Annotated in this window: 20 protein-coding genes and 1 tRNA gene; 4 read left to right on the top strand and 17 right to left on the bottom strand. The window is 68.5% G+C overall.

All coding sequences use genetic code 11. The features are described 5' to 3' along the window. Window positions 1–531: 531 nt before the first annotated feature. The 4 genes from BVIR_RS06910 to BVIR_RS06895 form a co-directional block, all read right to left on the bottom strand. Window positions 532–5,112, bottom strand: coding sequence for a S8 family serine peptidase (locus BVIR_RS06910; RefSeq protein WP_055037034.1), 4,581 nt, complete (start codon window positions 5,110–5,112; stop codon window positions 532–534). An 11-nt stretch (window positions 5,113–5,123) separates the two neighbouring features. Next, window positions 5,124–6,827, bottom strand: a complete 1,704-nt coding sequence (locus BVIR_RS06905) for a ShlB/FhaC/HecB family hemolysin secretion/activation protein (protein WP_169788588.1) — start codon at window positions 6,825–6,827, stop codon at window positions 5,124–5,126. A gap of 415 nt (window positions 6,828–7,242) precedes the next feature. Further along, a tRNA-Leu gene (locus tag BVIR_RS06900) sits at window positions 7,243–7,327 on the bottom strand. A 159-nt stretch (window positions 7,328–7,486) separates the two neighbouring features. Further along, the gene (locus BVIR_RS06895; RefSeq protein WP_055038730.1) at window positions 7,487–7,729 is read right to left on the bottom strand and encodes a FliM/FliN family flagellar motor switch protein; all 243 of its coding nucleotides are present in this window, start codon (window positions 7,727–7,729) and stop codon (window positions 7,487–7,489) included. Window positions 7,730–7,812: 83 nt separating this feature from the next. Here BVIR_RS06895 and lipB point away from each other — a divergent pair, with 83 nt between their 5' ends. After that, window positions 7,813–8,523, top strand: coding sequence for a lipoyl(octanoyl) transferase LipB (lipB, locus tag BVIR_RS06890; protein WP_082416792.1), 711 nt, complete (start codon window positions 7,813–7,815; stop codon window positions 8,521–8,523). A 16-nt stretch (window positions 8,524–8,539) separates the two neighbouring features. Here the strand turns inward: lipB and BVIR_RS06885 are convergent, their stop codons facing one another. Continuing rightward, window positions 8,540–8,833 (bottom strand): acylphosphatase, encoded by a 294-nt coding sequence (locus BVIR_RS06885; RefSeq protein WP_145912045.1) that lies wholly within the window; start codon window positions 8,831–8,833, stop codon window positions 8,540–8,542. A gap of 208 nt (window positions 8,834–9,041) precedes the next feature. Here BVIR_RS06885 and BVIR_RS06880 point away from each other — a divergent pair, with 208 nt between their 5' ends. After that, on the top strand, window positions 9,042–9,611 hold the full coding sequence (locus BVIR_RS06880; RefSeq protein WP_145912046.1) for a hypothetical protein: 570 nt from the start codon (window positions 9,042–9,044) through the stop codon (window positions 9,609–9,611). 3 nt (window positions 9,612–9,614) lie between these two features. Here the strand turns inward: BVIR_RS06880 and BVIR_RS06875 are convergent, their stop codons facing one another. From BVIR_RS06875 to BVIR_RS06865, 3 genes are all read right to left on the bottom strand, one after another. Beyond that, a complete protein-coding gene (locus BVIR_RS06875) occupies window positions 9,615–10,841 on the bottom strand; it encodes an SAM-dependent methyltransferase (protein WP_055037030.1) in 1,227 nt (408 codons plus the stop codon). A 194-nt stretch (window positions 10,842–11,035) separates the two neighbouring features. Continuing rightward, window positions 11,036–13,072, bottom strand: coding sequence for an acetyl-CoA carboxylase biotin carboxylase subunit (locus tag BVIR_RS06870; RefSeq protein WP_055037029.1), 2,037 nt, complete (start codon window positions 13,070–13,072; stop codon window positions 11,036–11,038). A gap of 79 nt (window positions 13,073–13,151) precedes the next feature. After that, complete coding sequence (locus BVIR_RS06865) at window positions 13,152–14,420, bottom strand: MgtC/SapB family protein (protein WP_055037028.1); 1,269 nt, start codon at window positions 14,418–14,420, stop codon at window positions 13,152–13,154. 148 nt (window positions 14,421–14,568) lie between these two features. Here BVIR_RS06865 and BVIR_RS06860 point away from each other — a divergent pair, with 148 nt between their 5' ends. Continuing rightward, complete coding sequence (locus BVIR_RS06860) at window positions 14,569–15,471, top strand: ring-cleaving dioxygenase (RefSeq protein ID WP_055037027.1); 903 nt, start codon at window positions 14,569–14,571, stop codon at window positions 15,469–15,471. A 65-nt stretch (window positions 15,472–15,536) separates the two neighbouring features. On the opposite strand, the gene BVIR_RS06855 is transcribed toward BVIR_RS06860, so the two are convergent. The 3 genes from BVIR_RS06855 to BVIR_RS06850 form a co-directional block, all read right to left on the bottom strand. Further along, on the bottom strand, window positions 15,537–15,812 hold the full coding sequence (locus tag BVIR_RS06855; protein ID WP_055037026.1) for a YARHG domain-containing protein: 276 nt from the start codon (window positions 15,810–15,812) through the stop codon (window positions 15,537–15,539). A gap of 278 nt (window positions 15,813–16,090) precedes the next feature. Then, a complete protein-coding gene (locus BVIR_RS16745) occupies window positions 16,091–16,366 on the bottom strand; it encodes a hypothetical protein (protein WP_060833013.1) in 276 nt (91 codons plus the stop codon). Window positions 16,367–16,485: 119 nt separating this feature from the next. Further along, window positions 16,486–18,018: an acyl-CoA carboxylase subunit beta gene (locus BVIR_RS06850; protein ID WP_055038728.1), complete on the bottom strand. Its 1,533-nt coding sequence runs from the start codon at window positions 18,016–18,018 to the stop codon at window positions 16,486–16,488. A gap of 1,023 nt (window positions 18,019–19,041) precedes the next feature. Here BVIR_RS06850 and BVIR_RS06845 point away from each other — a divergent pair. Then, a complete protein-coding gene (locus tag BVIR_RS06845) occupies window positions 19,042–19,575 on the top strand; it encodes an EF-hand domain-containing protein (RefSeq protein ID WP_055037025.1) in 534 nt (177 codons plus the stop codon). Between the two features lie 55 nt (window positions 19,576–19,630). Here BVIR_RS06845 and BVIR_RS06840 read toward each other — a convergent pair whose 3' ends face one another. The 6 genes from BVIR_RS06840 to BVIR_RS06815 form a co-directional block, all read right to left on the bottom strand. Beyond that, window positions 19,631–20,422 carry an ATP12 family chaperone protein gene (locus BVIR_RS06840; RefSeq protein ID WP_055037024.1) on the bottom strand — a complete coding sequence of 264 codons (792 nt, stop codon included), beginning with the start codon at window positions 20,420–20,422 and terminating at the stop codon, window positions 19,631–19,633. Beyond that, entirely contained in the window at window positions 20,419–21,090 is a 672-nt protein-coding gene (locus BVIR_RS06835) for an HAD-IA family hydrolase (RefSeq protein WP_055037023.1), read from the bottom strand. The genes BVIR_RS06840 and BVIR_RS06835 overlap by 4 nt, the downstream gene beginning before the upstream one ends. A 30-nt stretch (window positions 21,091–21,120) precedes the next feature. After that, complete coding sequence (locus tag BVIR_RS06830) at window positions 21,121–21,336, bottom strand: hypothetical protein (protein ID WP_145912047.1); 216 nt, start codon at window positions 21,334–21,336, stop codon at window positions 21,121–21,123. A gap of 164 nt (window positions 21,337–21,500) precedes the next feature. Continuing rightward, window positions 21,501–23,039, bottom strand: a complete 1,539-nt coding sequence (locus BVIR_RS06825; protein ID WP_145912048.1) for an RluA family pseudouridine synthase — start codon at window positions 23,037–23,039, stop codon at window positions 21,501–21,503. A 111-nt stretch (window positions 23,040–23,150) separates the two neighbouring features. Next, window positions 23,151–24,482 (bottom strand): replication-associated recombination protein A, encoded by a 1,332-nt coding sequence (locus BVIR_RS06820; RefSeq protein ID WP_055037021.1) that lies wholly within the window; start codon window positions 24,480–24,482, stop codon window positions 23,151–23,153. A 12-nt stretch (window positions 24,483–24,494) separates the two neighbouring features. Further along, the gene (locus BVIR_RS06815) at window positions 24,495–25,913 is read right to left on the bottom strand and encodes a DegQ family serine endoprotease (protein WP_055037020.1); all 1,419 of its coding nucleotides are present in this window, start codon (window positions 25,911–25,913) and stop codon (window positions 24,495–24,497) included. Window positions 25,914–26,344: the final 431 nt, after the last annotated feature.

The raw sequence follows: 26,344 nt of genomic DNA, 5'->3' as shown, positions 1-26,344 counted from the left end.
GCTTTTCGCGATGCTCGCCGGGGACGACAGGTCGAGCCTCGCGCGCGCCACCTCAACGCGTCATCCCCGGGCGAGCCCAGCGCTCCAACCCCGACGGGTTCATCCTCGGTCGAGGCGCGCGCATTAACTTGAGCGCGTCATCCCCGGGCGAGGGACCCTCAACCCGTCATCCTCGGGCGAGGCTTTGCCGAGACCCGAGGATCCATGATCCGCGACGTAAATGCCGTTCGCCGCCACGCCGGCCGTGGCGAAGATCCCGCAAGCCTCGCGGATCATGGGTCCCCTTCCCTCGCATCGCTTCGCGATGCTCGCCGGGGACGACAGGTCGAGCCTCGCGCGCGCCACCTCAACGCGTCATCCCCGGGCGAGCCCAGCGCACCAACCTCGCGTCATCCCCGGGCGAGGGACCCTCAACCCGTCATCCTCGGGCGAGGCTTTGCCGAGACCCGAGGATCCATGATCCGCGACCTACGTCGCTTCGCCGCCACGCCGGCCACCGCGCATTCCCCGCACGCCCAGCCGGCGGCGCCGTTATCGCTGCGGCAGGCTGGCCGGCGTCAGCCCGGTGCGGCCCGGCGCCGTCGCCAGCGGCCGTTCCGGCTTGACGCCATCGGCAATCGGCCGGTGCGGCGGCACGGTGGTGCGGTGCTCGATCGCCTGCAGCGCGGCGGCGGCGTCGGCGGCGCCGGCGCCGAACACCGGGTCGGGTCCTTCCGGGCCGAGGTCGCGCGCCGAGCTGATCAGCGCCTGCCGAATGTCCTCGGCGCTGGCGACGGGGTCGCGCTCCAGCATCAACGCCACCAGGCCGCTGACCTCGGCAGTGGCGACCGAGGTGCCGGAGGTGAACTCGTAGGCGTTGCCCGGCACCGGCACCAGCACGTCGACGCCGGGCGCAGCGACGGTGACGTAACTGCCGCGGTTTGCCATGGCGAAGGCGTTGTCGTCGGCGTCGATGGCGGTGACCGCGATAACGTTGGGGTCGGCCGCCGGATAGAGCGGCGGCGACTGCGGACCACCATTGCCGGCGGCAGCGACCAGGATCATGCCGCGCCGGCGCGCCTCGGCGATGGCCCGCGACAGCAGCGGATCGCGCGGGCCGGCGAAGCTCATATTGACGACGCGGGCGCCCTCGCGGTGGGCGAGGTCGAGCGCGGTGAGGATCGACAGCGTGGTGCCCTGGGTGCCCTTGCCGTCGTTGCGGAACGCGGTGATGCCGAGGATCGTCGCGCCCGGCGCGGTGCCGGTGAGCGACGCCCGCGCCGCCAGAGCGCCGGCCATGCCGGTGCCGTGGACGTCTGGCGCCGCCTCACCGCCGCCGGTGGCGTCGATCACCTTGTGCAGCGCGTCCTTGATCTCGGGATGGCTGGCGTCGATCGGCGAGTCGATCACCGCCACCACCACCTCGCGGCCGCGGGCCTGCCGGTGCGCCTCGGCCAGCCGCAGCTTTTCGACGGCGTATTGCAGCTGCGGGCCGCCCGGCAGCCCGTGGGCCGGCGCCGAGGCCGGCTGCGAGCCCTCGGCCGGCGCAGTCCGGGCAGCGTCCTGCCCCGCCGCATCCTCGCTGAGCGCATAGGTGTAGTTCGGCTGGCCGACCATGACGCCGCGATTGCCGGACAGCGCCGCGATCACCGCCCGCAAATCCATGCCGGCCGGAATGCGGTAGCGGCCGAAGCTGAAGCCGCCGAGTCCGAAACTCTGGCGGGCGAGCGGCGTCAGCCCGAACTGGCGCTCGATCGCCGCAACCTGTTCGGGCGACAGCTTGGGGTCGACGTGGACCAGCACCTCGTCGCGGAGGAAGCGGGTCTCGGTCGGCGGCGGCACGTCGAAGGTGCGCGGCATCGGCGGCAGTGCCCCGGTCAGATCGCCGTGGCCGCCGGTGCCGCCCGATCCCGGTCCACCCTGTCCACCGCCACTTTGCCCACCTTGTCCGCCGCCGCCTTGTCCGCCATCGCCGGCGGGCTCCGACAGCTCGACCACCGCGCGATCGTCATTGCCATCGCCGGCGTTCGGCGACGGGATCACGATCTGCCGCGCGGGATCGGCGGTGGCCGCGGCCGGCGGGGTGACGGGCTGGTCCACCGTCGGCGGCGCCGGCACGTCGATGCCGCGCGAGGCCAGTGCATCACGGCTCAGTGCGGCGGTGACCGGTGCGAGCTTCGGCACATCGCCGGCGCCGGTGAGCTGCGCCAGCGGCGCGAACGCGGCGGCAAGGCCGCTCGCGGTCAGGCCGTCGAGATAGGCCGCGCCTTGCACGTCCGCCGTCTGCTCGACGATGGCGATCGTCCCGGTGCCGGCTGCACTGCGGCCGATGCGGGTGTTGCCGCCGGCCGTGGCGCCCGGCTCGCGCGGAACGCCGCGACCGCTCACGGTGGCGCCCACCGCCACCAGCACCGACTGGCCGGCCAGATCCAGACCCGCGGGCCGCGCCACCGCGTCCGGCAGCGTGACGTCGGTGAAGCCGATATCGCCGAGGATGCGCAGGTCGGTGCCGGCATAGAGCAGCGTGGCGCCCTGCACCGCGAGCGCGCTCTCGACCGTGAGCGCACCGCTCGCCACCATCGACACCAGCGCAGGATGCCCGGCCGGCAGCGCCAGCACCGCGGCGAAATCGACCGAACCGGCAGTGTTGACCACCGACAGCCGGCTGGCCGGGCCGCCCGCCAGCAGCTCGATGGTGCCGCCGACCGCGAGCGCACCGCCCGCCGCCGAAATCTCGACCGTGGCGCCAGCGATGGTGCCGCGATTGTCGAGCCCGCCCAGACCGGGCTGCTGCGCCGGCGTCAGCCGCAGCCGGACGCTGTCGCCGCGCAACAGCCCGGTCGAGGCCAGCCATTGTGCCTCGATGTCGAGCGCACCGCGCGCCGTCACCGAGCCGGCCACCGTCGCGGTATCGGCGTCGAACCTCGCGTCGGTAGCCGATACCGTCGCGCCGGCGGCGATGTCGAGCCTTGGCGCCGTTACATCGAGCAATCCCGTGGCGGCAACGGTGCCGCCGAACCTCACCCGCTCGCTGGCGTCAAGCTCGATGGCCGCGCCGCGCAGCGTGCCGGGCAGATCGATGGCATCGGCGGCAATCGCCAGCCGGCCGCGCGCCACCACCGAACCGGCCACCGTCGCGGTATCGGCGTCGAACGTCACGTCGGTGGCCGATACCGTCGCGCCGGCGTCGATGTCGAGCCTTGGCGCCGTCACTTCGAGCGATCCCGTAGCGGCAACGGTGCCGCCGAGCCTCACCCGCTCGCTGGCATCAAGCTCGATCGCCGCGCCGCGCAGCGCCGCATCGATATCGATAGTCCCGGCCAGGATGGCGACGCTGCCGAGAACGGTGGCGTTCGCGCCAATTGTCACCGCCCGCCGTGCATCAAGGTAAAGGTCGGTGGCGGCGACGGCAGCAGCGATATTGATGTCGCCGCGGTCGGCCCACAGCGTCAGCGCCTCGCCGGCGGTGAGGCCGGCGTTCACCTGCACGCTGTCGCGGGCAAAGGCGAACAGGTCGCGGGTCGCGGTGACCTTGGCGTCGAACACCACCGAGCCGCCGGACGCGACGAAGACGACGTCGCGGGCGCTGAACGCCGCCTTGACATAGATGCTGCCGGACAGCGACAGCGCGACCACCGCACCGCCAGTGGTGAAGGCGGTGTTGAAATAGATGTCGCCCCACGCAACCGCAAAGATACCGCCGCGCGCCTGCCCCACCGTGACGCAGCTTCGTCCCGGCCGGCAGTCCTGCGCCGATCGCGCGACGTCCAGGCTGTCGGGGTCGAGCAGGATGGTGCCGATGGTACCGGCAACCGCCGACACGTCGACGGCGAGGTCAGCGGTCAGCAGCCCGGCCGAGCTGATCTCGACGAAGCCGCCATTGCCGCCGTTCGGACCGCCGGTGGCAAGGATGGTGCCGGCGAAGGTGGTGTCAGTGTCGCTCCACACGATCGCCTTGCCGCCGTCGCCGCGGTCGGTGGCGGAAACGTCGATGGTCACCGATGGCTCGATCACCACCCGCGACGCGGTCGGCACCGCCTCGCTCTCCAGCGCCGCTAGCGGATGGTCGAGCCCGGCCGGCGCGGCCTTGCCGCCGGAGCGGTCGCCGCCGACCAGCACCGTGCCGCCGCCGGCCGCTCCCGAAGCGTCGAGCCGGGCATCGGCGATCCGGATCTGCTCGCCGGTGACCTGGATTTTGCCGCCGGTCTGGCTAGCGCCCTGCCCGGCCGCCGTCAGCTTGCCGGACACCTTCACGGTCTGTGTCGGCGCACCGGTGGTCTTGGTCGAGGCGGTGGCGGCGCCGAGGATAATGGTGCCGCCCTTCCGTGCCACAGCGTTGGCCTCGATCACCCCGCTGTTGTTGATGACGCTGTCGACCACCCGCCGCGCCGTCACCGCGGTCAGCGCCACCCGGCCGCCATCGGCCTTGAGGGTGCCGGCGTTCGACACCAGCGACGACAGCGCCTTGCCGCTGCGCATGTCCATGACCTCGGCGGCGATCTCGTCGCCGACCTTGAGGTTGATCAGGCCGTCGCCATAGAGGTCGAGGGTGAAGCCGTTGCCGGCGGCGAGCCCGACCTTGCCGAGCCGGGCCGAGATGATGCCCTCGTTGCGCACGCCCGGCGCCACCAGCGCGGCGAAGCCGCCGTCGCTGACGGTGATGGTGCCGGCATTGATGACCGCGGCCGACGGGTTGCCCGGCAGGTCGAACACCATGCCGCCGGCCATGAAGTCGGCATCGGCAATGTCGTGGCTGGTCGCCACCAGCCCGGCGGCGTCCACCACCGCACCGGCGCCGAACAGGATGCCGTTGGGGTTGATCAGCACCAGCTGGCCGTTCGAACTCAGCCGGCCGTAGATCGACGACGGTCCCAGCCCGCCGGTGATGCGGTTCAGGGTGATCGAGCCGGCTTTCGGCACGGCAAACCGGGTGGACTCGTCGGCCCCGATGTCGAAGGTGCGCCAGTCGATCACCGCGCGGTCGGTCGACTGCGTCACCGTTACCGTGGCGGTGCCCTCACCGGCGATGGTCGCGGAGCCGCCTTTGACCTGGCCGCCGAGCGGATTGGCGGTCGCGGCGGTCGCGACCAGCGCCAACGCCGCGGCGGTGAGGATGCTCAGGGTGCGGACCATGCGTCGGCTCCCTAATATTTCGCCACGGCGGCGACGAAGACCCGCCAGTCGTCGTCGGCCCGGCCGTCGATCGGCTTGGCGGCGGAGAGGTCGACCAGCAGATTGTCGTTCCAGCCGAGCCGGATGCCGACGCCGGCCGAGCTGCCGTGCTGGGTCTTCGACGGCCAGTCGGTCCAATCGTCGTGGACCACCTCGCCATGGTCGAGGTAGCCGTAAAGCTGGGTGCGCGACAGCAGGTTGTTCGGGATCGGCAGATCGTAGCGCAGTTCGCCACTCACCGCCCAGCACGAGTCGCCGACCAGTTCGGAAGGGTCGAACGCCCGGCCGACGGTGCGGCCGCCATACGAGCATTCCTCCGGCGCCAGCAGCGTCACGCCGCTGACCTGCGCCTCGGCATAGGCGAACACCGAAAAACCGCCGCCCAGCGGCTGCAGCCGGCCGATGCTGACCTCAACCTTGGTGAAGTCGACCCGGCCGCCGGTGCGCGAGGCGTGCGGGCTGTCGTTCGGGGTCGAGCCGAGCCCGTCGATGCCGAAGCTGGCGGTGGCCGACAGCTGGGTGATGCCGGCGAGGCGATCGGCGACGTCATAGTCGAGCCGCAGCCGGCCACCGCGCAACCGGTCCTCGGTATAAAGGTCGGCATAGGCGAATTCGCGGTAGTCGCCGTGGGAATCGGAGGCGAACACCAGCCCGGTGACGGTGAGGTTTTTGTCGCGCGAGCGGATCACCGGATAGGACAACCCGGCCTCGAACACCGAGCTACGGCTGGCGAACCGCAGCTGCTTCAAGAGCTCGGTGCCGGGCTTGCCGTCCGACCAGCCATAGGATGCGGTGGCGGTGAGCCCCTCCGCGGTCAGCACCTGACGCCATGCCCCGGCGAGATATTGCAACTCTCGGGCCTCGAAGGTGCCGGCATAGGTGACCTGCAACGCCTCATGCCGGCCGAACAGATTGTTGAGGCTCGCCGCGGTGAGATACTGCTCCGGCCCGCGCGAGGGCGTGCCGCGGTTGTCGACCCGCAGCTGGAGGTCGAGCGGCTTCTCCTCGGCCTCGACCACCAGGGTGGCGGCGCCGGTGTTGACGTCGGACGGCTTCAACGTCGAGCGCAGCCTGAGCCCCGGCAGGTCGTTGCCGAGCAGCAGGTAGCGCTCGAGCGTGCGGATGTTGGCGGGGCGGTCGGCAGTGATCCGGGCGGTCCAGGCCGAGAACACGTCGCGGTAGCGTTTCAGCTGGTCCGGCCACACCACCTTGTCGACATAGCCCTCGACCACCCGCAGCCGCACCACCGCGCCATGGCTGGCAAGCTGCTGCGGCGGCACCACCGCGCGCGACAGCACGTAGCCGTCGGCGCCGTATTTGGCGGTGATGCGCTGGGCGAGGTCATAGACCGCCTTCAGCGTCACCTCGCGGCCGACGATATCCTGATAGAGCGGTGCGAACGCCTCGGGGGGATAGACCGTCGCGCCCTCGATGATAACGCCGCGTACGGTGAGGCGGATGGCGTCGGCCTGGTCGGGCGCCGCGGTCGAGCGCAATTCCACCACCGGCCCGCGCGGCTCGGCCCGTGGCGCGACCGGCTCGCGGAATCGCTCCTGCTCGCGGCCGGGCGCCTCGCCGATCGGCACCGGCTGCGCAGCCGCGGCGCCGGCGGCTGCGACGATCGCCAGTCCCGCGATCGCAAGTTCCGCCATTGCCAGCGCACGCACGATAAACACCGCCAGAGCCTCATCGGAAACCAAGCGGTAACTATTCTGGGGTTGTGGAGGGCGGTCAATCGAACCGCGGCCACACATGGATAAAATTTCGCTTACCCAATCTCCGATTACCGCCAGAACATCACGCTCAATCGAACTCTGGTTAATCGGAGGTAAACTTTCCCGGCGAAATTCTACAACCGGCGGGACACAACCCTTACGTCAAGACGCGCCGTGCGTCAGCGGGGCGACGCGCGGGTTTTACAGCGCTGCGCGACGTTACCACCGGGGCGGCCAGCTGCCGCCCAGCCTGCGAGCGCCGCCCGAGGGGTGACGGTGCCGGCCGCCGGGCACAGCCCAAACGAAAATGGCCCCGGTCCTTGGGCTGGGAGCCTTGGGACCTGAGGCCATTTTTCGCTACCCAAAGAGGGGCAATTGGTGCGGCCGAGAGGACTCGAACCTCCACTCCGTTAAGAACTAGCACCTCAAGCTAGCGCGTCTACCAGTTCCGCCACGGCCGCGTTATTGCTTCGGGGGGCGCCCCGAGGTGGGCGGTTGTTAGCAAAGCTCGCCGGCCACCACAAGCCGCCTGCCGACATTCTGTGCGCCGATCGGACGAAGCCGTGGATATCTTTCTCCAGCCAGCCGCCAAGCGGACCGCCTCCCGCCCACGTTTCCGTTCACGCTACCTGGATTGTGCGCGGCAACAGCCGCGTAACGTTCACGGCAATACGATTGCCGCTCACCACCACCGCCCCCTTGGCCACCGGCAGATTGTTGGCGAGGATGGTCACCTCGTCATCTTCGGTGGCGTCGAGCTCGATGATCGCGCCGCGGCCCATGCGCAGCATCTGGTGGATGGGCATCACGGTCGACCCGAGAACGACGGAAATCTCGAGAACAACATTATCGATATTCGCCACGGCACCCTCGAAACCTGCGAGCCCGCACCTCACCACGCGCTGGCGGACACCCGCCGAATTCAACAGGTTATGGTTAAGAACGAATGAATTCCCGTCTCAACCCAGCCTGCCTCGCCGCCCTGCCGACGCCACCAGCCGGAACATCGCCGGTCGAATGGCGAATTGAGGACGGGCTCGTCCCCTACGAGTCGGCAGTGGCCTCGATGGAGGCGCACGTCGCGGCGATTCGCGCCGGCGACGCGCCGGAGCTGGTGTGGCTGCTCGAGCATCCGCCGCTCTATACCGCCGGCACCAGCGCCACCGAGGCCGACCTGCTCGCGCCGGGCCGCTTCCCGGTGTTCCGCAGCGGCCGCGGCGGCCAGCTCACCTATCATGGCCCCGGCCAGCGGGTGGCCTACGTCATGCTCGACCTCAGCCAGCGCGGCGCCGACGTAAGGCGGTTCGTGGCGGCGCTGGAGGGCTGGATCATCAAAACCCTCGCCCGTTTCAACGTCCGCGGCGAACGGCGCGAGGACCGCGTCGGCGTCTGGGTGCGGCGCCCCGACAAGGGGCCGGCCCACGAGGACAAGATCGCCGCCATCGGCATCAGGGTGCGGCGCTCGGTGACCTTCCACGGCATCTCGCTGAACGTCGAGCCCGATTTGTCGCATTTCGCCGGCATCAACCCGTGCGGCATCACCGACGCACGCTACGGCGTCACCAGCCTGGTCGACCTCGGCCTGCCGGTGACCATGGCCGAGGCCGACATGGCGCTGAAGGCGGCGTTCGGCGAGGTGTTCGAGCCGCGCGACTAAACGGTTTGGCCGCCGCTCACCGCGTCGCCAGCACCGAGAACGCCTCGCCCGGAGGTCGTCCGGCAAGGTCAGCTTCGCCGGCGCCGGCGACCTCGAGCGAATCGACCCGCGCCGCTGGCGGCCCGCGCCGGCAGGCTTCGATCATCGCCGCGACCGCAGCATCTTCGCCAGCCGCAACCGCCTCGACCGAACCGTCGGCGCGGTTGCGCACCCAGCCGTCAACGCCGAGGCGGGCCGCGGTCCGCTCGACGAAATAGCGGAACCCGACGCCCTGCACCCGCCCGCGCACCGTCAGCCGCACCACCGTCATGGCCACTCCCCAAATCGCCCCGCCCGGTCGCCACGGCTGCCCCGGACGCCCAACCCTGGCGGCATTCCTTGCGTGGAATCGAAGCACCGGCGACCGCAATCCAATGGCGGACCGCTTCCGCGGCGTGTGCGACACCCGCGATACTGCCCTTCCTGCCTCGACTCCGTCGAAATCCCCGCGCACGATCAGACTGCTGCAGGATGGCGAGATGCATCAAGCTGCCACGATATTTGGGCGGCGCGCGCCGTTGATCGCGGCCGCGCTGCTGTATGCCTCGCTTGCCTATGGCCAAGCCGAGCCGCCGGTCGCCTCTCCTCCCACAGCGTCGCCGCCGGGGTTCGGCATGGTGCCGCCGGCCGAGGCGCCGCTTGCCGGCGGCCCGCCGGCGCCTGGTGAGCCCGCTCCGCCACGAGAATCGCAGCCACGCCCCATTAAACCGCCGGACTTCAGCTGGGAGGCGCTCGGCGACGCGAGCAAGCGGTTCTGGGGCCGGGTCTTCGACCCCAAGGCGCTCGAATCCCAGCCGCTCGACCCTGCCCTGACCCGGACACCCGGCACCGTGGTGCGCGAGATGACCTCCTGCCCGAGTTCGTCCGGGGTGCCGGACTGCGACCGTGCCGCCAAGACCGCCTGCACTGCCAAGGGCTTTGCCGATGGCCGGCCGCTCGACACCCAGTCCAAGCGGACCTGCCCGCCGGAGGTGACGATCGGGCTGCGCAAGGGTGAGCCGGGAGAGTGCCGGCTCGACTATATGGTGTCGTCCTCGGTGTGCTGGTGAGGATCAGCCCCCTTTGCCCGCCAGCGCCCGCTCGGCGTCGGTGATGTAGTCGCGGATCACCGGCACCGAATCGCGCTTTTCGGCCAGCAGAAGCTGGAACACCATGTTGGAGCCGTCCAGGAAGCCGAGTTCCACCGCGGCGAGGTAAAACTCCCACATCCGCGCGAACCGCTCGCCCATCATCGCCACCACCGCGTCGCGCTCGGCCGCAAAGCGCTCGCGCCAGTGCTTGATGGTCCAATAGTAATGCAGCCGCAGCACCTCGCAGTCGGCAACCCATAGCCCGGTGCGCTCGGTCGAGGCGAACACCTCCGACAGCGCCGGCACATAGCCGCCCGGAAAGATGTGCTTGCGGATGAACGGCGCGGTCGAGCCCGGCGGCGACATGCGGCCGATGGCGTGGACCAACCCAAAGCCGCCGGGCTTCAAGAGGCGCTTCACGGTCGAGAAATAGTCGTCGAAATAGGCGACGCCGACGTGCTCCATCATGCCGACCGACACCAGCCGGTCGAAGGTGCCGGCGAGTTGGCGGTAGTCGGTCTCGACGAAAGTGACGCGATCGGCCACGCCCTCGGCCTCGGCGCGCTGCCTTGCCGCGGCGATCTGCTCCGGCGAGACGTTGATTGCGGTCACCGTCGCACCGCAGACCTTGGCGAGATAGCAGGCCAGCCCGCCCCAGCCCGAGCCGATCTCCACCACGCTCATGCCGGGCGCGATCTTCAGCTTGGCGGCGATGTGGCGCATCTTGGCGCGCTGCGCCTCGGCCAGCGGCATGTCCGGCGCCGCAAAGTAGGCGCAAGAATAGCTCATCGTCTCATCGAGCCACAGCCGATAGAATGCCGCCGGGTGGTCGTAGTGGTGACGGGCGTGCTTTGCGGCGCGGCCAAGGGGATTCGACTGGTGGACCCGCTTCAACGCCCGCCAGACCCGGCGCAGCGCCTGCTGCAGCGGATGCGACGCCAGCCCCGAGCGGTTGACCGAGAACAGCCGCAGCAGGTCGAAGACGGTGCCGCCATCCTCGACGGTCAGCCGGCCGTCCATATAGGCTTCGCCGGCCGCAAGCTCCGGGTTGAGGAATAGCTGGCGCGCGACCTTGTCGTCGTGGAAGCGGACAGTGACGGTCGGCCCATCCTGGCCCGAGCCGAACGCACAGGTGGCGCCGTCATGGTCGATGACGGTCAACTTGCCGTTGCGGACGAAGCGCTTCAGCAGCGTGGCGAGCAGTCGCATGAGTCGCCTCCAGCGGAGGCGGTGATTGTACCACGGGACGTGATCGTGCAACTTGACGGCGCGCGCTTTTGGGCTGCACCGTCATCCCGGCCCAGCGCCGAAGGCGCGCGAGCCGGGATCGTCTTCAGGAAGCGGTCTTGGTCTGCGGACGGTCCCGGGTCTTGCTCCGCTCGCCCGGGACGACGGGATATCGCTCAGGCGAATTCCATGATCACCGCATCGACTGCCATCGAGTCGCCGGGTGCGGCCTTGATGGTCTTGATGGTGACGTCGCGCTCGGCGCGCAGCACGTTCTGCATCTTCATCGCCTCGACGATGCACAGCGCCTCGCCGGTCTTGACCTCCTGGCCCACCTTGACCGCGATCTCGACCACCAGCCCCGGCATCGGGCAAACGAGTTCCTTGCCGTGGTCCGGCCCCTTCTTCTGCGGCATCAGCGCGGCAAGCTTGGCTTCGCGCTCGTTGTAGACGAACGTTACCGCCGACACGCCGCGGTAGGACACCTTGAAGCCATTCGGCACGGTGCGCACCTGGGCCGTACGCGGCACGCCGTCGATGGTGCCGCGCCACACCAGGTCGCCCGGCTTCCAGAACGAGGCGAGCCGATAGGTGTGCTGCTCTCGGCCGCGCAGCGTCAGCAGCGACACGTTCCACTCCTCGGCCTCGGTACCGCTGCCGCCGACCTCGGACACCTTGACGTGGAATTCGAGGTCCTTCTCGAACACCACGCAGCGGAACGGATCGACCGGGATCGGCCGGCCCACGATCTGGCCGGAGATCAGCCGGCGCCGGCGGGTGGAGATGAAATCGATCGAGGCCGCCACCGCCGCGATGATGCGCGCCGCCTCGTCTTCCGGATGCTGAACCTTGAAGCCGTCCTTGTATTCCTCGGCGATGAAGCCGGTCGACAGCTTGGCGGAGCGCCAGCGCGGATGCTGCATCAGGGCGGACAGGAACGGGATGTTGTGCTGGATGCCCTCGATGGCGAACGCATCGAGCGCATGCGCCATGGCGTCGATTGCCTGATTGCGCGTCGGCGCGTGGGTGACCAGCTTGGCGATCATCGGGTCGTACCAGATCGAGATCTCGCCGCCCTCGAACACGCCGGTGTCGTTGCGGATCACCGAGTCCTCGAACGGCCCCTCGTGCGGCGGGCGATAGCGCGTCAGCCGGCCGGTCGACGGCAGGAAGCTGCGGAACGGGTCCTCGGCGTAGATGCGGCTTTCGATCGCCCAGCCATTCAGCTTGATGTCGTCCTGGGCAAACTTGAGCGGTTCGCCGGCGGCGACGCGGATCATCTGCTCGACGAGGTCGATGCCGGTGACCATCTCGGTGACCGGATGCTCGACCTGGAGCCGGGTGTTCATTTCCAGGAAGTAGAAGCTGCGATCCTGGCCGGCGACAAACTCGACGGTGCCGGCCGAGTCGTAGCCGACGGCCTTGGCCAGCGCGACGGCCTGCGCGCCCATCTTGGCGCGGGTTTCCGGGTCGAGCAGCGGCGACGGCGCTTCCTCGATGACCTTCTGGTTACGGCGCTGAATCGAGCATTCGCGCTCGCCGAGGTGGATGACGTGGCCATGCTTGTCACCGAGCACCTGAATCTCGATGTGGCGCGGCTCGATGATGAACTTCTCGATGAACACGCGGTCATCGCCGAACGAGGCCTTGGCCTCGGCCCGTGCCAGCTTGAAGCCGTCGAGCACCTCGGCCTTGGAATGGGCGACGCGCATGCCCTTGCCGCCGCCGCCGGCGGAAGCCTTGATCATCACCGGGAAGCCGATTTCCTCGGCGATCCGCACGGCGTGCTGCTCGTCCTCGATCACGCCGAGATAGCCCGGCACCGTCGAAACATTGGCGGCCGCGGCTGCCTTTTTCGACTCGATCTTGTCGCCCATGGCCGCAATCGCCTTGGGATTGGGACCGATGAACACGATGCCGTGCTTGGCAAGCTCGACCGCAAACGCCTCGCGCTCGGACAGGAAGCCGTAGCCGGGATGCACCGCCTCAGCGCCGGTTTCCTTGCAGGCGTTGATGATTTTTTCGATGACGAGGTAGGATTCCGCAGCGGCCGGCGGCCCGATGTGGACGGCTTCGTCGGCCATGTCGACGTGGAGCGCATCCTTGTCGACGGCAGAATAGACCGCGACGGTTTTGATACCCATCCGCTTCGCGGTTCGGATGATGCGGCAGGCGATCTCACCGCGATTGGCGATCAGTATCTTCTTGAACATCCTGCAACCCTTCCCCCGTACTCGGCGGGTGTGTGTTGCGACCTCGTCATCAGCTTGTCAATGTGGGCCTTCGTTGCAGTCACCGGATTACGACCGCAGCGAGCCCGCCAGCGGCAAACATCACCGCCGAACCGGCCAGAAGCGGACCGGCGAACCGCCGGCCGCCCAGGACTGAGCCCATCACCGCCTTGGCCAAGGTGTTGGAGCCGGCCGCGACCACGACGCCAAGCGCCGCCAGTGCCGCCGTGCCGTCGTCCTGGGCGAGTTTCGCCATCGCGAACGTCGCAGCGTCGAGGTCGGCCAAGCCCGCGATGCCAGCCACCGCCAGCGTCGCCCCCGGCCCCAACCAGGACGATGCCGCCCGGCTGATCACGACGACAACCGCCAGCGCCGCCGCATAGCTCAGCACCGGCCCCAGCGCGAATGGATTCGACAACGCAGGCGCGCCATCGCCCGAGCCGGCACTGCGCCGGGCGAATACCAGCCCGCACACAAGCGCAGCACCGGCCGCTGCCAGCAACGGCGGCGCCGCCTTCATCGCCGCGCCGCTCAAGACTGCGAGCAGAACCAAGGTCCGCAGCAGCGACACCGTTCCGGCGATCAAGGTCGCGCCGGCGAGCAGCCACGGCTCGCCCTCCCCGCTGGCGGCGCGGCGGGCATTGGTCAACGTGACTGCGGTCGACGACACCAAGCCGCCGGCTGCCGCGGCAACCAGGACACCGCGGCGCGCGCCGAGCACCTTGACCGCGACATAGCCGCCGAACGCGACAGCGGCGAGCACGATCACCACCAGCCAGAGTTCGCGCAGGTTGAGGCCCTCGAACCCGCCGATTCCAATGGTCCGATCCGGAACCAAGGGCAGCGCGATGAAGCTCATGCCGAGCAGCAGGATCGCCGAGCGCAACTCGGGCCAGGTGACGCGCGCGATGAAGGCGTGAAGCGGCTCGCGCGCCGCCAGGATCGCGGCGGTGGCAACGCCGCCGGCCGCGGCAAGGTGGCGATCGCCGAGCAGGGCATAGCTGCCGAGCGCGAAGGTGACGAGGCCGGAGATCACGCTGGTAACGCTGAAGCTGCCCTCGTGCACGCTCTCGCGAAACTGGAACACCCCGAGCACCGCGCCGAGGGTGAGGAACGACAAGCCGAGCAATAGGCCGCCGCCTCCGGCCGGCAGCGTCGCGGCGATGGCGCCCTCGATGCCGCCGAGCAGGCCGATCAGCGTAAACGTGCGCAGACCGGCAGTGCGCTGCCCCGGCGCATCCTCGCGCTGGCGCCAGCCGCGCTCCACCCCGACCAGAAGGCCGATGCCAAGCGCCAATGCCAGCCGCTGGAACAGTTCCGTGGGCTCCATCCCGGCCGTGCCTCCCGCAATTTCCGACCACGTTGCCGGCGATTGTGCTCCCGGCGCGAGATCACCGGACCGTGACCCTCGGCAGCGAGCGTTGGGTCGGTCGCAGACGTTGCCGTCGCACCAGTTCGTCAATCGCCCGGAGCCCGATATGCATACCACCAGCGCCGGCCTTCATCACATCACCGCCATCGCCGCCGACACGCCCCGAAGCCTCGCGTTCTACCGCGACGTGCTGATGCTGAGGCTGGTCAAGCGGACGGTCAATTTCGACGATCCCGCCACCTCCCACCTCTATTATGGCGACGCCGGCGGTCACCCCGGAACCATCCTGACCTTCTTCACCTGGCCATCCGCCGCCGCACACCGCATCGGCTCCGGGCAGGCCAGCGAGGTCGCATTCCGCATTCCCGAGACGTCGGTCGCGGCCTGGCTGCCGCGACTGGTCGAGCGGTCGGTGCCGCACGAGATGACGCGGCGGTTCGGCCGCACCGCGATCACGCTGCGCGATCCCGACGGGTTGGAGCTGGCGCTGGTGGCCTCGCCCGACCCGCCGCCAGCTCCCCGCGACGACGCCACCGCCATCCTCGGCCTCGACGGCGTGACGCTATGGCTGCGCGACATCGAGCCCACCGCCGCGCTGCTCGGCGAGGTGCTGGGCTATCGCGAGATCGCCCGCGAGGGCGACGTCGTGCGCTTCGAGACCGGCAGCGGCATCGGCAACGTCGTCGACCTGAAGGCTGCCGGCACCGCGCCACTGGGACGGCTGGGCCGCGGCGGCGTCCACCACGTCGCGTTCCGGGTGGCCGACACCAACGCCCAGGCTGACCTTTCGGCATGCCTGCGCGCCCGCGGTCTCACCGTCACCGACCCAATCGACCGGCTCTATTTTCGCTCGGTCTATGTCCGCGAACCCGGCGGCGTGCTGTTCGAGATTGCCACGGACGCACCCGGCTTCACCGTCGACGAGCCCGCCGAACACCTGGGAGAAGCATTGAAGCTGCCGCCGAAACTCGAGGCGCACCGCGCCGAGATCGAAGCGCGGCTGCGTTGATTCGGCATCACAGATAACCGCCGCAACCGATTCTATGCGGCCGGGAATCGGCCGCGACGGCTCCGTCAGCGGCAACCGTATTGGCGCTCGAGCGAGCGAATCTGCTCAATCCGAATGCGCTCGCCCCGCGACAACGGCACCTGCGATTCGTAGCTGTACATGCAGCCCTGGTTGCCGAAATAGGAGATCGCCCGGGCGGTCTTGAAGCAAAAGCCGTTGGCTTTGTAGATCGAGTTCCGCTCAACCCACAGGTCTCCGCAGATCCCAGCCTGCGCCCGAACCGGGGCAGAGACGGCGACGAGGATCAGGCATCCCATCACGATAGCGACTGCGCTGCGCATGGCGTTTCCTCCGGCACATGGTTGCGGTGGGCCGTTAACGCATAGCACGCGCTTGTGTTTTCCGGCAGCGGGTCCGGGAGCGTGCTGAGCGGATAATTGCAGCATTGCCAACGTCCAAGGAACGAGGCCGCGGCGGTTCGCCGTCAACGCGTCAGAACCACGGCCGCACAAGCAAAAGCGGACCTCCGGTGCGCCGGAGGTCCGCTGAACCGTTCAGCCGTGCCCGCTCTGCTCACCTGCCGGGCGACGGACACGATTGCCGCGGAGGACCGGCGCGATCAGATCACGTTGCCGCGCTTGGGTCCGCCGGGGAAGAAGCACCGACACGGCGCGCCACGCGGCACCCGTTCCTCCAGGCCGCAGGTGCCGCGGGTGGTGTAGCAGGCCCGTCCCCACCGGCGCGGCGGAGGCGGTCCCCACCGGCGCGGCGGCGGATCGCCCCAATACTGCGCCAGCTGGAATTCGCTGTCCTCGGCCGATGCCGACGACGGCCCGGCGGTGATGCCGAGCGCGAGAGCCGCTGCAACACCTGCGATCACAAGTCGCGATAGCATGTCAGGTCGTCCGTTTCTGCCCGGAGCTCGGGCGGTCGATTGGCGAGTCCGCGCCGATGCCGGCGCGGCTGCCGAAATTTCGGGCACCGTTCATGAACGACGCCTGAACAAACCACAGCTCACAGCGGCAGGTTATCGTGCTTCTTCGGCGGCTGTTCGAGCTTCTTGGTGCGCAGCATGGCCAGCGCGCGCGCCACGCGATGGCGGGTGGCGTGCGGCATGATCACCTCGTCGATGTAGCCGCGCTCGGCCGCCACGAACGGCGACAGGAAGCGCTGCTCGTACTCCTCGGTGCGCTTGGCGATCTTCTCGGGATCGTCCATGTCCTGCCGGAAGATGATCTCGACCGCGCCTTTGGCGCCCATCACCGCGATCTGCGCCGACGGCCAGGCGTAGTTGACGTCGGTGCCGATGTGCTTGGACGACATCACGTCGTAGGCGCCGCCGAACGCCTTGCGGGTGATCACCGTCACCAGCGGCACGGTGGCCTGGGTGAACGCGAACAAAAGCTTCGCGCCGTGCTTGATCAGACCGCCATATTCCTGGGCGGTGCCCGGCAGGAAGCCCGGCACGTCAACGAACGTGACGATCGGAATCTCGAAGGCGTCGCAGAACCGCACAAAGCGCGCCGCCTTGCGCGAAGCGTCGGCGTCGAGAACACCGGCCAGCACCATCGGCTGGTTGGCGACGATGCCAACGGTGCGGCCTTCGATGCGACCGAAACCGGTGACGATGTTGCGGGCGAAATTGGCCTGGATCTCGAAGAAATCGCTCTCGTCCACGACCTTCAGGATCAGCTCCTTCATGTCGTAGGGCTTGTTCGGGTTATCCGGAACGATGGTGTCGAGCGAATAGTCGATGCGGGCCGGATCGTCGAACGAGGGCCACATCGGCACGCCGTCGCGATTGTTGGACGGCAGGAAGTCGAGCAGCCGCCGGATCTGCAGGAGGCACTCGACGTCGTTCTCGAACGCACCGTCCGCCACCGAAGACTTGGTGATGTGAACCTGCGCGCCACCCAGTTCCTCGGAGGTGACGGTCTCATTCGTCACCGTCTTCACCACCTCCGGACCGGTGACGAACATGTAGGACGAGCCGCGCACCATGAAGATGAAGTCGGTCATCGCCGGCGAGTAGACGTCGCCGCCGGCGCACGGCCCCATGATGACGGAAATCTGCGGCACCACCCCCGAGGCGATGACGTTGCGCTTGAACACCTCGCCATAGCCGCCGAGCGCCGCGACGCCTTCCTGGATGCGGGCGCCGCCGGCATCGAACAGGCCGACGATCGGAGCGCGCACGCGCAGCGCCAGCTCCTGGATCTTCACCATCTTCTGGGCGTGCGCTTCCGACAGCGAGCCGCCGAACACGGTGAAGTCCTTGGCGAAAACGCAGACGGTGCGGCCATTTACGGTGCCCCACCCGGTGATCACACCGTCGCCGGGAACCTTGCTCTTCTCCATGCCGAAGTCGTCGCAGCGATGCTGGACGAACATGTCGAACTCTTCAAACGAGCCGGTATCGAGCAACAGCTCGATACGCTCCCGCGCGGTCAGCTTGCCGCGGGCATGCTGTGCTTCGATGCGTCGGGTGCCGCCGCCGAGACGGGCATGCGCGCGTCGTTCTTCAAGTTTTTCCAGAATGTTCTTCACCACCAGCTCCTGCCCCCGTGATGTCGCGAGGTGCTTAACACCAACCTGCGCCGAGGCAAATCCCACCTTGGGACCATGGCGCCGTTCTGTGTGCACCTTGCGATGCCAAACGGCAAAGACGGTCTGGCAACGGCCGAGCGCGACCGAACGGCAACGCGCGCAGCGAAGCCGAGGTGCCAAAGTCATCTTTGCTATCGAGACGATGTCTCGTGCGAAACCGCAGCAGCAAACGCGCCAATCGAGGCGGCTGCAATGTTCTGGTAACCATACCCGCGCATTCGCGAGGCCGCACGCGGGTTTCGCGCCAGCCGAGACAATTCGCGGCGTTAAAGGCAGGACACACCGGCCGGGACGCACGCGCACCTGCCGCGCGCCGTTTACCGCCGGCTCGCGCGCACGCCGGCGTTCCGACACAGCGTCAGGCCGCAAGTAAATTGAGACCGAGAAAGGTCATCTTTCAGGGTCTTGGGTGTTACGCCGACGATGTCTAACTGGATTTTAGACTCTGTCGCCTGTCATAAATACGATACATCACCACAAATAACGGCTCAATCTGGAACATACCACAATACAAAACTCATATATAATATTGTTAATCATATTAATTTGCATGGCATTACCGCAAAAATAACAGACCGCAAATAGAGATTCACGCGTTCAATGACACGGAGACATGATCTCCATCGAACAGCCGCAGCTTCCAACATAGGTCATCTATCTCAGCCTTTCACAATGATAACATCGTCACAGGGGCTCTGAGAAACCTTCGGGCTGCGGCGGTCAGTCCGTGCGGCGCCGTCTCCGGTGGTCGCACTTCATACTAGGAGGATTTTCATGTCCGTCTCTAGCATCGGCTCGTCGGGGGCATCAGGCCTTTGGCAACTGCTCAAGACGCTATCGTCATCCTCGACCGAGTCGACGTCGAGTTCGACCACGGCAACCAGCGCGACCACCACCACCTCGACGACGTCGGCTTCAACCGATGACTCGTCATCGACCTCGACGACGCAGTTCGGCGCCGAGGTGCTGGCATTCCTGCTCAGCCTTCAGCAGATCGGTCAACCCGACGCCGCCTCGAACGAGGAAGACACGCCGATCTCGAAGCTGTTCAGCTCGATTGATTCCGACGGCGACGGCAGCCTGTCTGCCGACGAGTTCTCCACCTTCGTCCAGTCGCTGGGCGGGTCGGCCGAGGATGCCAGCGAGCTCTATTCATCGATCGACAGCGACGGCGACGGCGCGGTGAGCGAAGAGGAACTGGCCAGCGCCCTGCCGCCGCCCCCGCCGCCGCTTGCGGAGGATGCCGCCGGCAGCATCGTCTCGGCTCTCGATAGCGATGGCGACGGCGCGTTGTCCAAGAGCGAACTGGAGGCATTCGCCACCAGCGTCGGCGGAAGCTCGGAGGAGGCTGAGTCCATTCTCGAAGCGCTCGATACCGACGACAGCGGCACCGTCAGCACTGCTGAACTGACCCAGCGGATCCAGGCCCTGCTGCAGTCGTTCGAGAACGTTGCGCGCTCAAGCACCGAGACCTCGACCACCGAGATCGCAGCTTGACCTCGCAGTGACCGGCGCGACCCGGTTTGCGGGTGAATATCGAGCCGGCCTGACCTCAACAAACGTCGCGGATCACCCGAACCGCGGCGTCCCATTCGGCCTTGCGGAAGGCACGGCGGGCGGCGGCCTCATCGTCCCCACCCCAGAATGCCATCTGCCAGTCTTCGTCGACGTGCGCGGCGTCCCAGCCGGCCTCGGACGTCAGCCCCTCCCCGGCGACTGCGAGCGGGATCAGGACGGATCCGGCCAGCGCGGTCAGGGTGTAGAGCCCGCCGAGCGCGAATGGCGGGGTTGCCTCGACCGCCCGCCGCACCGCGTCGATTGCCGCCGCGGTCTGGTCGACGAAGGTCACGCCCTCGGCCAGCATGAAGCGTGCGCCGAGTCGCTCGCGGGCGAACGCGAGCACCGGATCCCACGCCTCGGCCTGCCGCGTCACCAGCCCGGCAGGCTCGCCCGCCCGGTAACAGACAAGGTCGGAGCCGGCGTATTTGACGATCTCGTCGATCGTCGCCTGCACCCTGCCATTACCCGTAACCTCGTCGATGGTGACGTTGATGAGCCGGGTCAACGGCATGGTGGCGGGGTCGATCACCTCCGCCTGCGCCACCCACTCCGCCGCCAGCGCCTCCGCCAACGTCCGAGTCGGCACCGTCAGGGCGCGGCCACGCGGCGTCTTGGGCCGGCGGCCATCGAGCGTGACGGTCCAGCCGCCCTCGTCTTCGGCCACCGCGACATCGGCGTAGAAGCGTTTGGGCAACTGCGGCCGCATCGCGCGCTGGGCGGCGCGCATCGGGTCATGCTCCGGCCCCGGCGTCTCCAGATCGGCAAGAAGATCGCGAATGCTCATGTCGTGGCCTCGCCCAGTCGCTCGATCGCCGGAAGGAAGCCGGCGAACTCGTCGAGCACGATATGAGCGCCGGCAGCGCTCAACTCGTCAGCCGGATGGTAGCCCCACCCTGCCCCGATCGGCACCGCGCCGGCCGCCCGTGTCATTTCCATATCGAAGGTGGTGTCGCCCAGCAGCACCGTGGCCGCTGCGCTCGCACCAGTCTCCGCCATGGCGGCGAACACCATGTCCGGCGCCGGCTTGGAGGGATGATCGTCGGCGGTCTGCACGGTTGCGAAAACGCCTTCGAGGCGATGCAGGTCCAACATGCGGTCGACGCCGCGCCGCGACTTGCCGGTGGCAAGCCCGAGCACGACGTCGCTCCGCTGTGACAGCGCCTCGATCACCTCCCGCGCTCCGGGAAACAGCGGTGCCCCCTGCCCTGGGTCGGAATTGAGCTGAAAGAACGCTTGCTTATAGGCATCGGCGAAGCTCGTCGCCGGAAATTCCGGGTCCGCGCCGGACAGAACGGCAAACGCCTGCGGCAGCGATAATCCGACCACCGACAGGATGGTCTCGCGCGGCGGCGCCGGCCGATCGTGCGCGGCATAGGCCATGGTCATCGCCCTGACGATGACGTGTTGGCTGTCGATCAGCGTTCCGTCGACGTCGAACAGGATCAGTTTCAAGGTCTTGTCACCCGGTCCTCGGACGCCGTGTCACCCGTCCTCCAGGCGCCGCATCAGCCGGTCCTGGGCCTCGGCCAGCGCATTGATGCGCGAGCGCAGAGCCTTGACCTCGGCAACCAACTCGCCGATCCGCGGATCGCGGAACGGCGCGGCCCACGGGCTGCGGCGGGCGAAGACGACGACCATGCCGGTGATCAGCAGCATCACGACGGCGAGCGCAATGATGGTCAGGGCAGAGTCCGGCATCGGCATATCCATCACAGTCGCCGAGACTTAGAGCCTTTTGCCGCAAAGTGGAAACCGGATTTGCGCCAACCCGCCGGCCGCCGCCGCGACCCCGCGTCGCCCCCCGCTGTGGCGGGGACGGCGCGAGCGCCAGAAAGCGGTCCGCCGATCGATCGCTGCGCCGTCTACTCCTCCGGCGCGTCCTCGATCGGGTCGTAACGCTTGGCGTCGAAGCCAAGCAGGTTCCAAGACTGCGCCATATGGTCCGGCAATGGCGCCGTCACGTCGATGGTACCGCCGCGCGGGTGCGGGATCACGATGCGGCGGGCGTGGAGGTGCAGCCGGTTCTGCATGCCGCCCGGCAAATCCCAGTTCTCGACCTCGAAATATTTCGGGTCGCCGACGATGGGGTGGCCGATGGTGGCGGCGTGGAGGCGGAGCTGGTGGGTTCGGCCGGTCACCGGCTTCATCGACAGCCAGCTGAGCTTGGCGCCGGCGGTCTCCACCACCGCGTAGTAGCTGACGGCGTGGGCGGCGCCCTCCTCGCCGTGGCGGGCGACCCGCATGCGCTCGCTCTCCTCGCCCTCGCCACGGGCGATGAAGGTCGAGACCCGGCCCTGCTTGGGCTTGGGCACGCCCTTGACCAGCGCCCAATAGACCTTGCGGGCCCCGCGCGCGCGGAAGCTCTTGGTCAGCTCGCTCGCCGCCTTGCGGGTCTTGGCGATGACGAGGCAGCCGGTGGTGTCGCGGTCGAGACGGTGGACGAGGCGCGGCCGCTCGCCGCGGGCGTCGGCCATCGCCATCAGCAGGCCGTCGACGTGGCGGGTCATGCCGCTGCCGCCCTGCACCGCAAGGCCGAACGGCTTGTTGATCACCATGACGTCGGCGTCCTCGAACAGCACCAGCGGCGCCAGGGTGGCGCGCGCCTTGGTGGCGGCCTCGTCGTCGCGCTGGGGCGGCGGCGCCACCGACAGCGGCGGCAGCCGAACCTGCTGGCCGGCATTGACGCGGTCCTTGCCGTCGGCGCGCTTGCCGTCGAGCCTGACCTCGCCCTTGCGCACGATGCGCTGGATGTGGGCGAACGACAGGCCGGGGAACTTGGCCTCGATGAAGCGATCGAGCCGCATGCCGGCCTCATCCGGCTTGACGCCGATCACCTGGACGGAGGTGGTGATGGGCTCGGGCGCGGGCGCGCTCTTCACCGGCCTGATGGCCGCCCGCACCGGCTTGTCGAACCCGGCCTTGGCCCGGCCCGGCCCCGGCCGGCCGGCGCCAAGCTGGCCGGCGGCGGACCGGCTGCCGGAGCCGGCATCTGCGCGCCGCGCGCCCGCCGCCTTGCCGCCCGGCCGGCCGCTGCGCGGCGCCTCATCAGTAACGCCTTCGGCGTCGGACCGCGACCGTTCGACCCGGCGCCCGCCGGACCGCGGCTTGGTTGGGCGGCCGTCCGACTCCCAGTCCCGGTCCGGCTCCCAGCCCCGGTCCGGAGTCCGGCCTGGCATCCGCCCCTCGGCCGACTTGAACGACGCCCGGCCCTTCGGCGCGGTGGCGTCGGCCCGATCGTCGAACCGCGGCTTGTCACCGAACCGAGGCTTGTCACCGAACTTGGCGGGCCCTTTGGCCGGCCCCTTGCCCGAGGCCCGCCCCGGCTTCGCATTGCGGTCGCGCGGCCCGGCGATCTGCCGGCCGCCGCCGGGCTGGCGCGGCCCCTGCCGTCCGCTTCTCATGACACGTTCTTTCGTTTGAAACCCATCGCTGGGCCATAGCACGCCCGGTTGGCGGCGGGAACGCCGCTGCTCCCGTCGTCGCGGAGCGGAAGCGAAGGGCTCGGAGCGGGATTACCCCCCGGCCCGCTCGCGCCTGAGCTTGGCCCAATACTCCAGCCGCTTGATCAGCTCGCGCTCATAGCCGCGCTCGACCGGGTGGTAGAAGCTCCGCCGGCCGAGTTCTTCCGGAAAATAGTCCTGGCCCGAAAACGCCTCCGGCAGGTCGTGGTCGTAGGCGTAGCCGGCGCCGTAGCCTTCCGACTGCATCAGCTTGGTCGGGGCGTTGAGGATGTGCTTGGGCGGCATCAGCGAGCCGCCCTCCTTGGCGGCGCGGCGGGCGGCACCAAATGCCTTGTAGGCCGCGTTCGATTTCGGCGCGGTGGCGAGGTAGATCACCGCCTGCGCGATCGCCAGTTCGCCCTCCGGCGAGCCGAGAAAATCGAAAGCATCCTTGGCAGAATTGGCGACCACCAGCGCCTGCGGGTCGGCGAGGCCGATGTCCTCCACCGCCATCCGCACGATGCGCCGCGCCAGGAACAGCGGGTCCTCGCCGGCATCCAGCATGCGCGCAAGGTAATAGAGCGCGGCGTCGGGGTCGGAGCCACGCACCGATTTATGCAGCGCCGATATGAGGTTGTAGTGGCCTTCTCGATCCTTGTCATAGATCGGAGCACGGCGCTGCACCACCACCGTGAGGCCGGTGACGTCGAAGGTCTCGCCGGGCTTGGCAGCGCGCCACACCTCCTCCGCCAGCGTCAACGCGGCGCGGCCGTCGCCATCGGCCATGCCGACCATGGCCTCGCGCGCGCCGTCCGTCAGCGGCAGCGGTTTTCCCTCGACCAGTTCGGCCCTTGCGAGCAGATGTTGAATCGCCGCCGCATCGAGCGGCTGGAACGTCAGCACCCGCGCCCGCGACAACAGCGCGGCGTTGAGCTCGAACGACGGGTTCTCGGTGGTGGCGCCGACCAGCGTCACCGTGCCGTCCTCGACCACCGGCAGGAAGGCGTCCTGCTGGGCACGGTTGAAACGATGGATCTCGTCGACGAACAACAGCGTGCCCTGGCCGATCTCGCGGCGGGCACGGGCGGCCTCGAACACCTTTTTCAGATCGGCGACGCCGGTGAAGATCGCCGAAATCTGCTCGAAGTGAAGGTCGGTTTCCTGCGCCAGCAGCCGTGCCACCGTGGTCTTGCCGGTGCCAGGCGGACCCCAGAAGATCAGCGAGCCGAGCGAGCGGCCGGCCAGCAGCCGGCTCAGCGCGCCGTCCGGCCCGACCAGATGGTCCTGGCCCACCACCTCGGCCAGCTTCTTGGGCCGCAGGCGGTCGGCCAGCGGTCGCGGCGCCGCCGTCTCGAGGCCGGCGGCGGCGAACAGCGAAGGGGTCGGTTCGGACCGTCGGGCCATTTCAAAACCGGGTCAGCCGCCAAACACCATGCTGACGGTCTGGCCGTCGCGCTGCACCACCAGCCGCCACAGCCGCGCGCCGGCCTTGGTGACACGGTCGAGGTCGCTCGGCGTGCCGATGTTCACGCCATTGACCTGGAGCACGAGATCGCCGGCCTGGAAACCGACATGTTCGGCCGGCGAGCCGCGTTCGACCTTCACCACCACCACGCTCTGGCCGTTGAACGGCAAGCGCATTTCGTCGGCCAGCGCCGCGTCGAGCGCCGCCACCGTGACACCCGCGAACGGCGAGCGCGCCTTGATGACGAGCTGCTCACGCCCGCTCGACTCCGGCGGCGCTTCGAGGGCGATGGTCAGCTGTTGCTCGCGATTGCCGCGGTGGACCGTGAAGGCCGCCTTGCCGCCGACCGGCCGCGTCGCCAGCTTGAAGCCGAGGCCGGCCGGATCGTCGACCGGCTGGCCATCGACGGCGATAATGACGTCGCCGCGCTGGAGCCCGCCCTTTGCCGCCGGCGTTCCCGCCGGAACATCCGCCACCAGCGCCCCGACCGGGCGCGACAGTCCCAGGCCCTCGGCAATCTCCAAGGTGACCGGCTGAAGCTGCGCGCCGAGCCACGGCCGCTTCACCCGGCTGCTGCCGCTACGTGCCGACTCCACCACCACCCGGACCATGTTTGACGGAATGGCGAAGCCGATGCCGTGGCTGCCGCCCGACCGGCTGAAGATCGCGGTGTTGATGCCGACCAGCTTGCCCGCCATGTCGACCAGCGCGCCGCCCGAATTGCCGGGGTTGATGGCCGCGTCGGTCTGGATGAACGACTGAAAGTCGGTGACGCCGACCTGGCTGCGCGCCAGCGCCGACACGATGCCCTGCGTCACGGTCTGGCCGACACCGAACGGATTGCCGATCGCCAGCACCAGATCGCCGACCTGGAGCGCGTCGGAATCGCCCAGCTCGACGGTGGGAAACTTGCCGGGATCAACCATGCGCAGCACCGCAAGGTCGGAACGCGGATCGCGCAGCACCAGCTCGGCCGCAAGCTCGCGTTTATCGGTCAGCACCACGCGGATTTGGTCGGCGCCCTCGATGACATGATGGTTGGTGACGACGAGACCGCTGGAATCGACGATGACGCCGGAGCCGAGCGAGCGCTGCACCTTCTCGCGCGGAACGCCAAAGCCACGGTCGCCGAAGAAGCGGCGGAAGAACGGATCTTCGAAAAACGGATGGTTGCTCGGCTGCGGGCTGGTCTTCAGCGCAAACACGTTGACGACCGCCGGGGCGGTTCGCGCCGCGACCGGCGCAAACGACAGTGCAATCTGCTGCGGCGACTCCGGCGTCGCGCGCAGAAAAGCCTCGGCCTGGACCGGCGCGGCAGCAAGGGCCGCGGCAAACGCGGCGGCGAGGCAAACGGGCGAATGGCGCTGCATGGTGAGCCTTAACCCTCAAGGCGGTGTGGCGGCGAGCCCGCCGGACATTCCCGGTCGATATAGGCGCCCCCAAGATTCGAAAAAAGAGCGGACCGTGGCACACGGGCCGCCAAGATCACCTCGCCGCGTTGCGCCAGGCTCGCGCCGACATTCTCGCACGGGTTGCGGCGATTGCCAGGCCCGCGGTCAGGGTCGGCCCTCGCACCTCGTCGCTTGAACCGAGACAGGAACCATGTACCATAATTAGACTGCCGTCCGACACTGAAACCAGCCTCCCCATCGTAAAGTTCGGCTCTATTTGGCCATCCGTGCCGTCGATACCCAACACGCTCAAGCTCAGAACCAAACCAGATCGAACGCCGACTTCATCTCGCACAAGCTTGGCTTTAGACGCGCGCTTACTCAGGCGACTTTTGTGACGAACGGCATAT

It is taken from the genome of Blastochloris viridis, from assembly GCF_001402875.1.
Classification (GTDB): domain Bacteria; phylum Pseudomonadota; class Alphaproteobacteria; order Rhizobiales; family Xanthobacteraceae; genus Blastochloris; species Blastochloris viridis.
This window is presented reverse-complemented; position numbering and strand designations above follow the sequence as displayed.